A 13,993-nucleotide genomic window follows, 5' to 3' on the forward strand; every position below is an offset into this window, starting at 1 on the left:
GTCATTATGACATCGACCAATGACATTCGCCGCGGCTTCCTCGATTATTTCGATAGTGCCAACCATGACATAGTGCAGTCTGCGCCGCTCGTGCCCTATAATGACCCGACATTGATGTTCGTCAATGCCGGGATGGTGCCGTTCAAGAACGTGTTCACGGGCCTTGAAAGTCGTGAAACGCCGCGTGCAGCCTCAAGCCAGAAATGTGTGCGGGCAGGCGGCAAGCATAATGACCTCGATAATGTCGGCTATACGGCGCGGCACCATACGTTTTTTGAAATGCTCGGCAATTTTTCGTTTGGGGATTATTTCAAAGAGCAGGCGATTACACATGCATGGACATTGCTGACCAAAGTATGGGGCCTTGACCCCGCGCGGTTGACGGCGACCGTTTATCATACCGATGATGAGGCGTTCGCCCTTTGGCGTAAAATTGCTGGTCTGCCTGAAGAGCGCATCATTCGTATCGCCACGACGGACAATTTCTGGTCAATGGGTGATACTGGGCCCTGTGGGCCATGTAGTGAAATATTCTACGATCATGGCGATCATATCTTCGGCGGTCCTCCCGGAAGCCCTGATGAAGATGGCGACCGTTTTGTAGAAATCTGGAACCTCGTGTTCATGCAGTTTGAACGGCAGGAGGACGGCACCGATGTGCCATTGCCCAAACCGTCTATCGACACGGGCATGGGGCTGGAGCGGATCGCTGCCGTCATGCAGGGCGTAACTGACAATTATGACACCGACACTTTCAAGGCATTGATCAACGCGTCTCAGGAGCTCACGGGTACAAAGGCGGTGGGCGATCAAAAGGCCAGCCATCGCGTCATCGCGGACCATCTGCGTTCAACGAGCTTTCTGCTGGCCGATGGCGTAATGCCGTCGAATGAAGGTCGCGGCTATGTCTTGCGGCGGATTATGCGCCGGGCCATGCGCCACGCGCATATTCTCGGTGCAAAAGAGCCATTGATGCACCGGCTGGTCGGAAGTCTCGCTGCCGAAATGGGGGCAGCTTATCCGGAATTATTGCGCGCGCAGCCCATGATTGAGGCGACGTTGAAGCAAGAAGAAACGCAGTTCCGCCGGACGCTCGATAAGGGCATTAAGCTGCTCGACGAAGCGACCGCGGGTATGGCGCCGGGTGATATTTTAGCCGGCGACACGGCGTTCAAGCTGTATGACACATATGGTTTTCCCTATGATTTGACCGAAGACGCGTTGCGCGCGCAGGGCTTTGGTATTGATCAGGCGGGCTTTGAAACCGCGATGAAAACGCAAAAAGCAATGGCGCGGGCCGCATGGAAAGGTTCGGGCGCGAAGGCTTCGGATGATGTGTGGTTTGATATTGCAGAACGTGTCGGCAGCACCGAGTTTACAGGCTATGCCGCCAATGAGGGCGAAGGGCAGGTGGTTGCACTTGTGAATGATGGCACAGAAGTGCAATCGGCGATCGCTAATGACACGGTCACGGTCATCACCAACCAAACGCCATTTTATGGCGAGAGCGGCGGGCAAACGGGTGACGCTGGCGTGATTTCCAGCGGCAACATGCGCGGCGAAGTGACGGATACGGCAAAGCCCTTAGGCCGTTTGCATGCGCATCAGGTCACGATTGGCTCAGGTGAGATTAAAGTCGGCGATTTTGTTACGCTGAAAATCGACACCCAGCGTCGTAACGCCTTGCGCGCCAACCATAGCGCTACGCACTTGCTACATGCGTCATTGCGGGATCGTTTGGGCGAACATGTGACGCAAAAGGGCAGCATGGTTGCTCCTGATCGCTTGCGGTTCGACTTTTCGCATAACCAGGCGGTAACACCGCAAGAGATTGCGATGATCGAGGCCGATGTAAACGGGCAAATCCGCGGTAACGATGCGGTTACAACACGGTTGATGACCCCCGATGACGCGGTTGCCGCTGGCGCGCTGGCATTGTTTGGCGAAAAATATGGCGAAGAAGTCCGCGTACTGACGATGGGCAAGACCGACGACACGCATTATTCGTTGGAATTGTGCGGCGGTACCCATGTCAATGCATTGGGCGACATCGCTTTGTTCACCATCATCTCCGAAGGTGCAGTCGCAAGCGGTATTCGCCGCATCGAGGCGCTGACAGGTGAGGCGGCGCGCTTATGGCTTGTTGGCCGTGAAACACAGTTGAAGAATGTCGCTGCGATGCTGAAAACTGCGCCGGATGAAGTGGGCGTGCGCATCGAAACGCTTATGAACGAACGCAAGCGGATGGAGAAGGAACTGTCCGAAGCCAAAACAGCGCTTGCTTTGTCCGGTGGTGGTGGTCCGAAGGTAGAGGCTGAGCAGATCGGCGATGTCACCTTCATGGGGCAAGTTATCGCGGGTATTGAACCAAAAATGCTGCGCGGCCTTGCAGATGATCAGATGAAGGCCATTGGTTCAGGTGTCGTGGCCATTATTGCCGCCAATGAAAATAGCAACACGGTTGTGGTGGCCGTCTCGCCAGCCTTGCATGGCACAATGACCGCGCCTGACCTCGTGCGTGTGGCGACGGAGGCCATGGGCGCGCAAGGCGGCGGCGGACGCCCCGACATGGCACAAGGTGGCGGTCCTGCAGGCGCCGAATTGGCGCAAGCCGCGTTGGATGCGATTAAGGCAAAAATCGCTGGTTAAGCAGTAGGTTTGAGTTTGGGGGCCTCCTCTAGGCCTCCGGCTTCCTTTATCTGGCGCCGGAATTCGTCGCGCTTTTCGTGGATCGATGCGATAACTGGGCCCATGGCAACGCCCAGATCCACGAGCACTGCCTCCGACAATTGAAGCGAGCTTTCCAGTGTTTCGGGCACGGCATCGGTCGCACCCGCCTGATAGAGCCGCGCGGCATGATCCGGGTCACGGGCGCGCGCAACTATCGTGATATCGGGCAACCATTGACGGACTCGCTTGACGATATGTTCGGCCAATACGGGTTGGTCCATGGTCAGGATCAGGGCTTTGGCATGGCCCAAGCTTAATTTATCTAGCGTTTCGGGGCGTGATATGTCGCCGTAGATAACCTTGTAACCCGCCCGCCGCGCGGCGGTTACGGCGTCGACATTGGATTCTACGGCAACATAAGGCTGGCTGTGCATGGTCAACATGTCGGCCACCAGCTTTCCGACCCGGCCAAAGCCGATTACGACCGTTCGTGGCTCTTGCGTGGGGTCTTGTTCGTGCACTTCATCATCGCTCTCGCGCAGTTCCAGACGGCGGGACATATCATGACCGATACGCGCCAATATCGGTGTAATCGTCAGTCCAATTGCGGTGGCCACTTGCCAAAAGTTAATGGTTGTGTCGTCGATGATCTGCGCTGCGCCTGCGACGCCTAAGACGATCAGGGTTGTTTCGGACGGGCTGCCCATAAGAACGCCTGTTTCGGTCGCGGTGCCCGTGCGTGCCCCGTTCAATTTCAACAAACTGGCTGTCACCGCCGCTTTAACAAGCACCACGCCTCCCACAGCGCCAACCAGAGCGGCCCAATTGGCGGCGACGAAACGCAAATCGACCTGCATACCAATGCTGATCAGAAAGACGCCCAGCGCTAGCCCTTTGAAGGGTGCAGTCATCACATCCACTTCGTTATGATAATCGGTCTCGGCAATTAAGAGACCTGCAATCATTGCCCCTACGATTGGCGAAAGGCCAACTGCGCCCGTCGCCAGGCTTGCGACAATGACAACGAGCAAACTGACCGATACAAATAACTCAGGACTTTTTGTACGCGCGGCTTGTCCGAACAAGCGGGGCAGGAGGAAGCGGCCAAGTAAAAGCATGGCGACGATAACAAGGCCACCTTGCCACAATACGGTGATGAGACCCGACCATGAATCCGTGCCGGCTTGTGGTGCCAACGCTCCCAAAACGAATATAATCGGTACAATAGCCAAATCTTCGAACAGCAGCATGGCCAGTGCCGACTTACCAACCGCGGAATGCGTGCCAGATATTGGCAGCACCAAGGCGGTCGACGACAGCGCCAATGCAATCCCAATGCCTATGGCGGCGGTCGCGCCATATCCGAACGCATACAAACCAGCGGCGATTATCAGGCCAGCGCCAAATAACTGCGCCGCGCCGACACCGAATACCAAGCGTCGCATTTTCCATAATCTGCGGAAAGATAGCTCAAGACCAATGGAAAACAGCAATAATATAATGCCATATTCGCCTATGGGATGAATAGCCTCTGGATTGGTGATGGTGACCCATTCGAGCATTGGGTACATGGGCACCAATGATCCAAGCCCCATTGGGCCAACCATTATCCCGACCAATATAAAACCAATGATAGGCGTGATGCGAAGCCGAGCAAAAGCAGGAATGACTATGCCCGCCGCACCCAATATGACGAGCAGATCGCTAATGCCTTCGGTTTGTAGTTCACCTGCCATGCCTTGCATTTACGCACAGGCGACATGAGAAAGATAGGCAGGGCAATAAAAAAAGCGCGGGAGTTGCCCCCCGCGCTCTCATATTCTCACTTGAACTGGAATTACATCCAGCTGCCCATTTTGATTTCGAGATTGGCACGAACCTGCTCAAAAAACTGTTCTGTGGTCATCCATGCCTGATCCGGGCCTATGAGGATCGCGAGATCCTTTGTCATATGGCCATCTTCAACGGTTTGAATGCAGACTTCTTCCAGCGTTTCGGCAAAGCGCGTTACTTCGGGCGTTTCGTCGAACTTGCCGCGGAATTTGAGGCCGCCCGTCCATGCGAAAATCGACGCAATTGGATTGGTTGAGGTTGCCTTACCTTGCTGATGTTGGCGATAGTGGCGCGTGACCGTGCCGTGCGCGGCCTCGGCTTCAACCGTCTTGCCATCTGGTGTCATCAGTATGGAGGTCATCAGGCCAAGCGAGCCAAAGCCTTGCGCAACCTGATCAGACTGCACGTCGCCATCATAATTCTTACATGCCCAAATGAACTTGCCGGACCATTTCAGCGCCGATGCGACCATATCATCGATCAATCGGTGCTCATAGACAATGCCCAGTTCCTTGAACTTTGCCGCGAATTCGGCTTCGTAAACTTCTTGGAATAGATCCTTGAAACGACCATCATAATATTTGAGGATCGTGTTCTTGGTCGATAGATAGACAGGCCATTCGCGGGTCACGCCATAGTTCAACGACGCACGGGCAAAGTCGCGGATGGAATCGTCGAGATTGTACATCGCGAGCGCCACGCCTGGCGACGGGTAACGGAAAACCTCTTCGTCTATTTTCTGCCCATCATCGCCATCCCATACGAGGCGCAGCGTTCCAGGACCGGGAACCAAGAAATCCGTAGCGCGATATTGGTCACCGAAAGCATGACGACCAATGACAATTGGGTCCGTCCAGCCTGGAATCAAGCGCGGTACGTTGTCGATGACGATTGGCTCGCGGAAAACCACGCCGCCCAAAATGTTGCGGATGGTGCCATTGGGCGACTTCCACATTTTCTGCAGGCCGAATTCTTCAACGCGCGCTTCATCTGGCGTAATCGTGGCGCATTTTACGCCGACGCCAAATTCGCGGATAGCGTTGGCGGAATCCACGGTGACCTTATCATTGGTCTTGTCGCGATATTCCATACCAAGATCATAATATTTCAGGTCGATATCGAGATAGGGCAAAATGAGTCGCTCACGAATCCATTCCCAGATAATCCGCGTCATTTCGTCGCCATCAAGCTCGACAACTGGGTTTTTGACCTTAATTTTTGCCATGGTAGAAAGCTCTTTCCATATGGGGAGATGGGATGATGAGCGGTGCCATAGCAAAGTCTGCCATATGTTCAACTGCATCCCCAATATTGTCTGAAAATGGCTGAAATTGTATCTTAGGTTGTAAGATGGCGGCGCATCCCCTAGCTAAGGCCTATGAGCAGACAAGAATTGACAAACCGGGGTGCCGGGGTTGCGAAATGGTCGTTTCCACCCGTCCATCCTGAGGGCCGCAAGTTCGGACTTATTGCCGCGGGCATCACCCTGTTTTTCGCCTTCATGGCGTGGGAAACGCTCGCTTGGCCGATGGGTGCCGTTACCGTGTGGACACTGGCCTTCTTTCGCGACCCTGCGCGAACCACGCCAATCGACGAGCGGTTTATCGTGGCGCCCGCCGATGGGCTTGTCACGTTGATCGAACAAGTCCTTCCGCCATTCGAACTGCGAGGACCCGATGGCCTGGGTGACCAGCCAATGACCCGCGTGTCGATTTTCATGAGTGTGTTTGACGTGCACATCAACCGGACACCCATTCGCGGCACCATTAAACGCGTTGTGTATATAGCGGGTAAATTCCTCAATGCCGACCTTGATAAGGCCAGCGAAGAAAATGAACGCCAACATTTCCTTGTGGAACGCAGCGACGGCGTGCGCATCGGCTTTACGCAAATCGCGGGCTTGGTCGCGCGCCGCATCGTTGCGTTTGTGAAAGAAGGCGACAGCGTTGCCAATGGGCAGCGGGTTGGCCTGATCCGTTTTGGCAGCCGCGTTGATGTGTATCTGCCGCATGGCACGTCTTCGCGCGTCATCAAGGGCCAGCGTTGCGTTGCTGGGGAAACGGTTCTCGCCGAAATCGGCGTTGATCAGGACCTGATCGCCGTCGCGCATTGATGGACGCGCAGCCCTCCCGTCCTGGAATATCCTTGCGCGCACTCGCGCCGAACGCCGTTACCGCGCTTGCTTTGTGCACGGGATTGTCCGGCGCTTGGTTTGCAATGCAGGGCCGTTGGGAAAATGCCGTTGCTGCTATTGTTATTGCTGGCGTGCTCGACGCCATGGATGGCCGTATCGCGCGGATGCTGAAGGGGGAAAGCCGTTTCGGTGCGGAACTGGATTCGCTTTCTGACGTGATTGCTTTCGGGGCGACGCCTGCTTTGATCATCTATATGTGGGTCATGCAGGATATGCCGCGTTTTGGTTGGACCATATCGGTATTCTTTGTGCTGTGTGCGGCATTGCGTCTGGCAAGGTTTAACGCACAGATTGATACGGAAAACCAACCGCACAAATCTGCCGGATTTAATACCGGCGTTCCGTCACCACCCGGCGCAGCGATGGCGTTATTGCCGATGATGATCTGGTTTGAAACTGGCGCGGATTGGGTGCGCGATTATCGCTTCATTGCGCCATGGATGTTGTTGTGCGCGCTGTTGATGATTTCCAATGTGGCAACCTATAGCTGGTCGTCGATCAAGGTACGGCGCAGCCTGCGTTTTATGGCGCTGGCGGTCGTTGGCCTGTTCACCGCAACTTTGGTCGCGGCGCCGTGGGTTGCGCTCATCGGTGTCGGCATCATTTACATTGCCTTGCTGCCGCTGAGCATGATGAGCTACGCACGGGTTAAGAAGTCGCAACGGAACTGTGCCGAAGCCACTTGACCTCCGCCCCTCAGGGGTTATGTTCCAGTTTCGTTCTAATTTGAGGAGTGGCCGTTGGAGCCGTTAATCGTTATTGTAATGGTGATTTTCGCTTTGTTGGGCGGTCTTGCGCTTGGCTGGTTTGCGGGTAACCGCACTGGTAAGGCAGGGCAGGAAACGACCACGCAATTGCGGGCTATGCTGGATCAGGTGGTAGTCGAGCGGGACAGTGCCAAGGACCGCTTTGCGCGGCTTGAAACGAGCCTTGAGGAGCGCGAGCGAAGCTTTGCCGAGCAAATCGCAGCGCTTGGTGATGCCAAGGAGAATCTGTCCGCACAATTTGGCGAGATTGGGCAGAAGTTATTGGGCGAAGCGCAGGCGGCATTCCTGCAACGTGCTGACGAACGCTTCCACCAAGCAGGCGAGAAGAATGAGGAAAGGCTGAAGCAATTGCTTGGCCCTGTCGGCGAGAAGCTGAAGGCCTATGAAGAGCAGGTCGGCAAAATCGAGAAGGACCGGACCGAAGCTTATGGTGATCTGAAGGGTTTAATCGGCGAAATGCGCTTGGGGCAGGAACGTGTGTCGAGCGTCGCTTCGGGCCTGATGAATTCCTTGCGCAATGCGCCTAAGGCGCGTGGGCGTTGGGGTGAACAGCAGTTGAAGAACGTACTCGAAAGCTGCGGTTTGTCCGAACATGTCGATTTTGATCTCGAAACCAGCATAGATGTTGGCGATGGTTTACGACTGCGGCCCGACGCGGTCATCCATGTCCCCGGCGGCAGGACGTTGGTGATCGACGCGAAAGTGTCGTTGAATGACTATCAGGACGCCTTTGACTCGGTGGACGATGATGTGCGTGCAGTTGCCATGACGCGCCACACGCAATCGATGAAGAACCATATCGATGGCCTGTCGCGCAAAGCCTATTGGGATCAATTTTCCGAAGCGCCCGATTATGTTATCATGTTTGTGCCCGGTGAACATTTCCTCGCGGCCGCGCTGGAGCATGAGCCGCAATTGTGGGACTTTGCCTTTGATAAGAAAGTTCTGTTGGCGACGCCAACAAATTTGGTGGCGATTGCCCGCACCGTTGCCAGCGTCTGGCGGCAAGAGGGGCTAGCGCGTGAGGCGAAGCAAATCGGGGCGCTTGGTAAGGAAATGTATGACCGCATTGCGGTGGCAGCACAGCATCTGAAATCGGTCGGCAGCGGACTTTCGTCGGCGGTGAATAATTACAATAAATTCGTCGGAAGTTTTGAACGTAATGTCATTTCGACGGGTCGGAAATTTGCCGATCTAAACATCGAAACTGGTAAGCGCGAACTGGAAGATATTCCTATGGTTGAGGCTTTGCCGCGTTATGGCGAAGGGGAAACGCCGCAACCGATTGAGGACCAACGCGACGCTATTGCCTGAGACCTACTGGGCTTAGGTATGCCGAAACTGGTTTAGGACCTCATAGGCCATAACTGCGGTCGCGACAGCCGCATTTAAGCTGTCCGCTTTGCCACGCATGGGCATTTTGACGCGCAGGTCGCACTCGGCTTCATAATCGTCCGGTAGGCCCTGCGCCTCATTACCTGTCAGGATGAAGCATGGCGCGGTATAGCAGGCCGCTTGATAGTCGGTATCGGTTTGCAGGCTGGTGCCGACCAATTGGCCTTCGCCCGCCCGCAACCAAGCCGTGAATTCTTCCCACCGGCATTGCACGACCTTTTGCGTGAAAATGGCCCCCATGCTGGCGCGGACGGACTCAACTGAAAATGGGTCGGTGCAATCATCAATCAGGATCAGCCCGCCAGCGCCCACGGCATCGCCGGTGCGCAACATCGTGCCAAGATTGCCGGGATCACGCATGGATTGCGCCACAAGCCAGATCGGCGCTGCCGTCCGGTCCACGTTCGCTAACGCGGTTCCATGGTCCCGATAGACGCCAACCACGGCTTGGGTGTTATCCTTGCCCGACAGTTTCGCCATAATTTCGGCGCTGGTTTCGATAACATCGCCTTCATTGGCCAGAACTTCGGCCTCTAAAGTTACCTCAAGGTCATGCACTGGCCGATCTTTAACCCGAAACAGCATTTCGGGAAGAAATCCAGCCTCCCGCGCTTCGGTCATAATGCGCAGACCTTCGGCAAGAAACAGCCCGGCGCGTTTACGGAGCTTCTTTTCACGAAGCCCGCGTATTTCCTTTAGCAGCGGATTCGAGAATCCGGTAATTTCACGACGCATCAATCTTCGCCAAAACCGTCGACAACCAACCCGACCAGCTTTTCTATTGCGAGTTCGGCCTGTTCACCTTCGACATGAATGATGATTTCGCTACCCTTGGCCGCGCCCAGCATCATTAAACCCATGATAGATGTGCCAGTCACGGATTGACCATCTTTCTCGACTTCAACTTTGATACCTTCGGGCAAGCGAGACACGAACGTCACAAACTTGGCGCTAGCGCGGGCGTGGAGGCCCTTTATGTTAACGATTGTGACGCTGCGGCTAATCCGTGTCATCGTGAAGCTTCAAGCACTTCAGAAGCGACGCTGATATATTTGCGTCCAGCTTCACGCGCGGCTGCCACTGCCTCTTTTACGTCTAGGTTTTTGCGCGCACTATCGAGGCGGATAAGCATAGGTAGGTTTACGCCCGCGATCACTTCAACACGTCCGCTATCCAGCAAGGAAATGGACAGATTTGAGGGTGTTCCGCCGAACAGATCGGATAGGATGATGACGCCCTTACCACTATCGACCTTTTTAATGGCAGCCGCGATTTCATTGCGTCGTGCTTCCATATCATCATGCGGGCCGATGCAAATGGTCGCGACGTCCTTTTGTGGCCCCACAACATGTTCAAGCGCAACAAGAAACTCGTTCGCCAGTTTGCCATGCGTGACTAAAATCAAACCGATCATGTGATGTTGCTGCCTTGTCGCGACGTTAATCTGTCTGCGCCGTTAGCAGGCTCTTCCAGCGCGTCAATTGGTCTTGATGTCAGATCGCGATGCGCCACCTTCAAGGCAAAGCCATCCGCACGCAACCAAGTGCCAAAAGTTTCCGCAACATGCACAGACCGGTGCCGCCCACCTGTGCACCCAAAGGCAATATTGACATAAGCCTTCCCCTGCGCGTCGTAGAGCGGCAGTAGGAACTGCAGGAGGTCGCGGATTTTCTGCAGGGCTTCATCATATTTCGGATCGGCGGCAACATAATCGGCAACCGCCGCATCCAGCCCCGTCATAGGCCGCAAATTACCATCCCAATGCGGGTTTCGTAAAAAACGCAAGTCAAATACCAGGTCGGCATTGTGCGGGACTCCGCGGGAAAATCCGAAGCTAGATACCGTGATGTTAGAATGCGGTGACGTATCGCTGCTGAACTGTTCGCGGATGACAACCTGCAAATCATGCGCCGACAGTTTGCTAGTATCAATGACGGCCTCCGCCCATCGGCGAAAAGGCTGCATCACACTGCGGTCAATCGCAATGCCGTCCATCGCGGGCCGGTCTTGCGCCATGGGATGACGGCGACGGGTTTCGGCGTAGCGACGTTCAATTTCGACGCCCGCGCAATCCAAAAACAGCGTCATTATTTCGAGATTAGGTTGCGCCTGCAGCTTCTTGATTTGCCGGATCAACGCTTCTGCATCAAAGCCGCGCGTTCGGCTATCAAAGCCCAGCGCCAGAGGAATATTTGGGCCACTCTCACCGCCCGACGCGGGAATTTTAAGCAATTGGCCTGCCAGCTTGATTGGGAAATTGTCGACTGTTTCCCAGCCCAGGTCTTCTAGCGTTTTCAGCGCGGTTGTCTTACCTGCGCCGGACACACCGGTGATCAAGAGTATTTTCTGGGGTTCGGACGCTGTGTTCTGGGTCACATCATTTCGCTTTCGTTAAACGCGGCGACCGTGTTTGCCACTGGGTGCAATTCAGCGTCAATGACCGACTTCAGTGCCCATTCCACCTTTAATACACTGCTCGCCTGAAATGGATCCAGCTTGAACATAGGCACCGAGTAACCCGCTATGGTTATGCTTTGATACTTCGGCGGCATGCGGTCCACATCCTGTGCCAATTCGACGATGAGGCGCAATGGCGCGGAAGGAACGAAATCCGTGGGGCATATCCCGATGCCGCGCACTTCGATTTTCCCCGCTATATTTGGTGCACAAGCCAGTTGTGGCAAAGCATTGATTTCTTCGATGTGCAATATATCGTCGCATATCAATTTTGCTCCATGGTCAATCAGGCGAAGCGCCAGGTCCGATTTCCCACTACCAGACGGTCCAAGTAACAGCACTCCGTTCCCGTCAATGGCAACGGCGCTACCATGCACCATTTCCGCCATCATCGCGTTGCCGCAGCGGCGCAGGGCAGTGCGATTTCGAAGCATGCCCCGCCTTTGCCATCAACCCGGTCGCGCACGCCAATGCGCCCATGATGCCCCTCGATAATTGTGCGCGCAATGGCAAGGCCAAGCCCGCTATGCTTTCCGAAATTTTCCGTCGCTGGCCGTTCGCTGTGGAAACGTCGAAAAATGGCCTCCCGATCTTGTGGAGGAACGCCGGGGCCTTCATCGCTAATCCGGATGATGACATCGTCATCGGCCAGAGTGGCGGATATTTCCACAACGGCCCCCCGGGGCGAGAAAGACACAGCATTGTCGATCAAGTTGGTCAACATTCGTTCAAGACGCACATCTTCACCCATAACTGTCGCAATTTTCCGGCGTGGCCGCGCAAAGGCAATATTGACGTTTTTGTCGCTGCCCCGATCTTCGCGGGCCTGAAGCAATTGTTCGATCATATCGCCAAGATCGATGGGTTCAAACTTCGCTTTGGCCAGCTGCGAATCCACACGGCTCGCGTCCGAAATGTCGCTGATCAGGCGATCCATGCGCTGGACGTCGGCTTTTGCGACATCCATTAATTGTTTGCGCAATGTTGGATCTTCAATCCGCTCTGCGCCGTCCAGTGCCGACCGCAAAGATGCCAACGGATTTTTAATCTCATGTGCGACATCGGCAGCAAAGGCTTCTGTGGCATCGATGCGTTGGCGCAGCGCGATGCTCATATCCGATAGCGCGCGGGCCAACATACCAATTTCGTCGCGGCGTGAGGGCAGGCGGGGAACGGTAACCTCTTGCGCGCGACCAAGCCGCACCTTCACAGCAGCGCGGGCCAGATGGCGCAAGGGACGGATGATTGTGCGGGCGAGAAATACGGAGAGCAGAACGCCGATGCCAAGCGCAAACAAGAAAAACATACCGACGTTGAAGCGCTCTGCCCGGACGAACAAACGGATGTCGCGTTCATTGGCGGTGGTCAGCACAGTAAAGCCTTGGTCGCCCGACGTTGAGGCTGCGCTAATCATGTGCGTGAGGTCGGGCGCAAAGCGGACCACCGAAGAAGCTTTGGAAGGCGTTGCCGCGCGAATTTCAGACCATGCGGAAGAGATATCCTCTGCGGGTTCTTCATAGCGCTGCAGCTTGGTCGCGCCGACGAGGAAATCGAATAGGACATCGATCCAGCGTGCCGCAATTTTGGGCCAAGGTTCACTGTCGGGGTCGCGAAAGACATAAGTGGGTGCACGGCCCGCAAAGCTGTCCAATATCTTCTTACCATTTTGGTCGTAAACGCGGATCCGCGAACCGTTTAATTGTCCGAATTTGGCGATATAATCGTCCCTCTTTTCCGTGGCGATAAGTGGCAGGCTGGAAACCAGGAAACTGGCCTGAACGCGGGCTGCGTTTTCGCGCTCTGCTATCAACCGGACGCGATAGCTGTCGAGGAAAAACAGACCAGCGCCCAGCAAAGCAAGTACGAACAGGTTAACGGCAAGTATTCGGGCGGTCAGTGATAACCCCCGGCTCCATCCCAGCTGCAGATCAGCGGGTTCAGCTGTCTGCGAAGCGATATCCAGCCCCATAAAGCGTATCAATAGCGGTGAATTCAGGGTCAATTTCACGGAATTTGCGCCGGAGCCGTTTAATATGGCTGTCAATGGTGCGGTCATCGACATAGACGTCGTCCTGATAGGCAGCATCCATCAATTGATCACGGGTGCGCACGACGCCTGGTCGATTGGCCAATGCCTCAAGGATCATAAACTCTGTCACCGTAAGTGTAAGTGGCCTTCCATCCCATCTGACGTGATGCCGTGCCGGATCCATTTCCAGCTTGCCGCGCACCATAGGTTCTGGTTCGGGCTCGGCTTCGCCATTGCCGGTGACCTTGTCATAGGTTGCGCGTCGCAAAATCGCCTTTACCCGCGCAATCAACAGCCGTTGCGAAAATGGCTTGGTTATATAGTCATCAGCACCCATTGCGAGGCCAAGTGCCTCGTCCAGTTCCTCATCCTTTGATGTGAGGAAGATAACGGGCATTTCACTTTTTTCGCGCAGCCGCCGCAGCAGCTCCAACCCGTCCATCCGCGGCATTTTAATGTCAAAAATGCCAAGATCTGCGGGATTTTCGAACAATGCTTTTAAAGCAGTTTCACCGTCCGAATAAATCCGCGTCACATACCCTTCGGCCTGCATCGCAATCGATACAGAGGTCAGGATGTTCCGGTCGTCATCAACCAAGGCGATATTGGCGCTCATAACTCAACTATAGGGTGGCAACGTCGGGGGTT

At 55.0% G+C, this 13,993-nt stretch carries 13 protein-coding genes; 4 read left to right on the forward strand and 9 right to left on the reverse strand.

Annotated features, from left to right (window positions below; translation table 11 throughout):
* The first annotated feature begins 6 nt into the window (after positions 1-6).
* Positions 7-2,649, forward strand: a complete 2,643-nt coding sequence (alaS, locus tag Q0O33_RS02900) for an alanine--tRNA ligase (protein WP_295495817.1) — start codon at positions 7-9, stop codon at positions 2,647-2,649.
* On the opposite strand, the gene Q0O33_RS02905 is transcribed toward alaS, so the two are convergent.
* Both Q0O33_RS02905 and Q0O33_RS02910 read right to left on the reverse strand, forming a co-directional pair.
* A complete protein-coding gene (locus Q0O33_RS02905; protein ID WP_295495819.1) occupies positions 2,646-4,406 on the reverse strand; it encodes a cation:proton antiporter in 1,761 nt (586 codons plus the stop codon). The genes alaS and Q0O33_RS02905 overlap by 4 nt on opposite strands.
* A gap of 101 nt (positions 4,407-4,507) precedes the next feature.
* Positions 4,508-5,728 (reverse strand): NADP-dependent isocitrate dehydrogenase, encoded by a 1,221-nt coding sequence (locus tag Q0O33_RS02910; RefSeq protein ID WP_295495821.1) that lies wholly within the window; start codon positions 5,726-5,728, stop codon positions 4,508-4,510.
* A gap of 153 nt (positions 5,729-5,881) precedes the next feature.
* Here Q0O33_RS02910 and Q0O33_RS02915 point away from each other — a divergent pair, with 153 nt between their 5' ends.
* From Q0O33_RS02915 to Q0O33_RS02925, 3 genes are all read left to right on the forward strand, one after another.
* Complete coding sequence (locus tag Q0O33_RS02915) at positions 5,882-6,616, forward strand: phosphatidylserine decarboxylase (RefSeq protein ID WP_295495822.1); 735 nt, start codon at positions 5,882-5,884, stop codon at positions 6,614-6,616.
* A 32-nt stretch (positions 6,617-6,648) separates the two neighbouring features.
* Entirely contained in the window at positions 6,649-7,383 is a 735-nt protein-coding gene (locus Q0O33_RS02920) for a phosphatidylcholine/phosphatidylserine synthase (RefSeq protein WP_295495824.1), read from the forward strand.
* 78 nt (positions 7,384-7,461) lie between these two features.
* Complete coding sequence (locus Q0O33_RS02925) at positions 7,462-8,778, forward strand: DNA recombination protein RmuC (RefSeq protein ID WP_295496053.1); 1,317 nt, start codon at positions 7,462-7,464, stop codon at positions 8,776-8,778.
* Positions 8,779-8,790: 12 nt separating this feature from the next.
* Here Q0O33_RS02925 and Q0O33_RS02930 read toward each other — a convergent pair whose 3' ends face one another.
* Genes Q0O33_RS02930 through Q0O33_RS02960 form a run of 7 tightly spaced genes read right to left on the reverse strand, consistent with a single transcriptional unit; the run spans position 8,791 to position 13,961 of the window.
* On the reverse strand, positions 8,791-9,594 hold the full coding sequence (locus tag Q0O33_RS02930; protein ID WP_295495826.1) for an RNA methyltransferase: 804 nt from the start codon (positions 9,592-9,594) through the stop codon (positions 8,791-8,793).
* Complete coding sequence (locus Q0O33_RS02935) at positions 9,594-9,872, reverse strand: HPr family phosphocarrier protein (RefSeq protein WP_295495829.1); 279 nt, start codon at positions 9,870-9,872, stop codon at positions 9,594-9,596. Before Q0O33_RS02935 ends, Q0O33_RS02930 begins: the two co-directional genes overlap by 1 nt.
* Entirely contained in the window at positions 9,869-10,273 is a 405-nt protein-coding gene (locus Q0O33_RS02940; protein ID WP_295495832.1) for a PTS sugar transporter subunit IIA, read from the reverse strand. Before Q0O33_RS02940 ends, Q0O33_RS02935 begins: the two co-directional genes overlap by 4 nt.
* Positions 10,270-11,235 carry an RNase adapter RapZ gene (gene rapZ, locus Q0O33_RS02945; RefSeq protein WP_295495835.1) on the reverse strand — a complete coding sequence of 322 codons (966 nt, stop codon included), beginning with the start codon at positions 11,233-11,235 and terminating at the stop codon, positions 10,270-10,272. The genes Q0O33_RS02940 and rapZ overlap by 4 nt, the downstream gene beginning before the upstream one ends.
* Positions 11,232-11,750, reverse strand: coding sequence for an HPr kinase/phosphatase C-terminal domain-containing protein (locus Q0O33_RS02950; RefSeq protein ID WP_295495837.1), 519 nt, complete (start codon positions 11,748-11,750; stop codon positions 11,232-11,234). The genes rapZ and Q0O33_RS02950 overlap by 4 nt, the downstream gene beginning before the upstream one ends.
* On the reverse strand, positions 11,705-13,285 hold the full coding sequence (locus tag Q0O33_RS02955) for a stimulus-sensing domain-containing protein (protein ID WP_295495839.1): 1,581 nt from the start codon (positions 13,283-13,285) through the stop codon (positions 11,705-11,707). Before Q0O33_RS02955 ends, Q0O33_RS02950 begins: the two co-directional genes overlap by 46 nt.
* Positions 13,254-13,961, reverse strand: coding sequence for a response regulator transcription factor (locus Q0O33_RS02960; RefSeq protein WP_295495842.1), 708 nt, complete (start codon positions 13,959-13,961; stop codon positions 13,254-13,256). Before Q0O33_RS02960 ends, Q0O33_RS02955 begins: the two co-directional genes overlap by 32 nt.
* Between the last annotated feature and the right edge of the window lie 32 nt (positions 13,962-13,993).

It is taken from the genome of Sphingorhabdus sp. EL138 (genome assembly GCF_945862485.1).
Lineage (GTDB): Bacteria > Pseudomonadota > Alphaproteobacteria > Sphingomonadales > Sphingomonadaceae > Sphingorhabdus_B.

What these genes read in the sequence shown, in the direction of transcription:
- Q0O33_RS02960 (WP_295495842.1), bottom strand. Translation starts at nt 13,961, where the DNA reads ATGAGCGCCAATATCGCCTTGGTTGATGACGACCGGAACATCCTGACC.
- Q0O33_RS02910 (WP_295495821.1), bottom strand. Translation starts at nt 5,728, where the DNA reads ATGGCAAAAATTAAGGTCAAAAACCCAGTTGTCGAGCTTGATGGCGAC.
- Q0O33_RS02930 (WP_295495826.1), bottom strand. Translation starts at nt 9,594, where the DNA reads ATGCGTCGTGAAATTACCGGATTCTCGAATCCGCTGCTAAAGGAAATA.
- Q0O33_RS02950 (WP_295495837.1), bottom strand. Translation starts at nt 11,750, where the DNA reads ATGCTTCGAAATCGCACTGCCCTGCGCCGCTGCGGCAACGCGATGATG.
- Q0O33_RS02925 (WP_295496053.1), top strand. Translation starts at nt 7,462, where the DNA reads ATGGTGATTTTCGCTTTGTTGGGCGGTCTTGCGCTTGGCTGGTTTGCG.
- alaS (WP_295495817.1), top strand. Translation starts at nt 7, where the DNA reads ATGACATCGACCAATGACATTCGCCGCGGCTTCCTCGATTATTTCGAT.
- Q0O33_RS02935 (WP_295495829.1), bottom strand. Translation starts at nt 9,872, where the DNA reads ATGACACGGATTAGCCGCAGCGTCACAATCGTTAACATAAAGGGCCTC.
- Q0O33_RS02905 (WP_295495819.1), bottom strand. Translation starts at nt 4,406, where the DNA reads ATGGCAGGTGAACTACAAACCGAAGGCATTAGCGATCTGCTCGTCATA.
- Q0O33_RS02955 (WP_295495839.1), bottom strand. Translation starts at nt 13,285, where the DNA reads ATGGGGCTGGATATCGCTTCGCAGACAGCTGAACCCGCTGATCTGCAG.
- Q0O33_RS02940 (WP_295495832.1), bottom strand. Translation starts at nt 10,273, where the DNA reads ATGATCGGTTTGATTTTAGTCACGCATGGCAAACTGGCGAACGAGTTT.
- Q0O33_RS02915 (WP_295495822.1), top strand. Translation starts at nt 5,882, where the DNA reads ATGAGCAGACAAGAATTGACAAACCGGGGTGCCGGGGTTGCGAAATGG.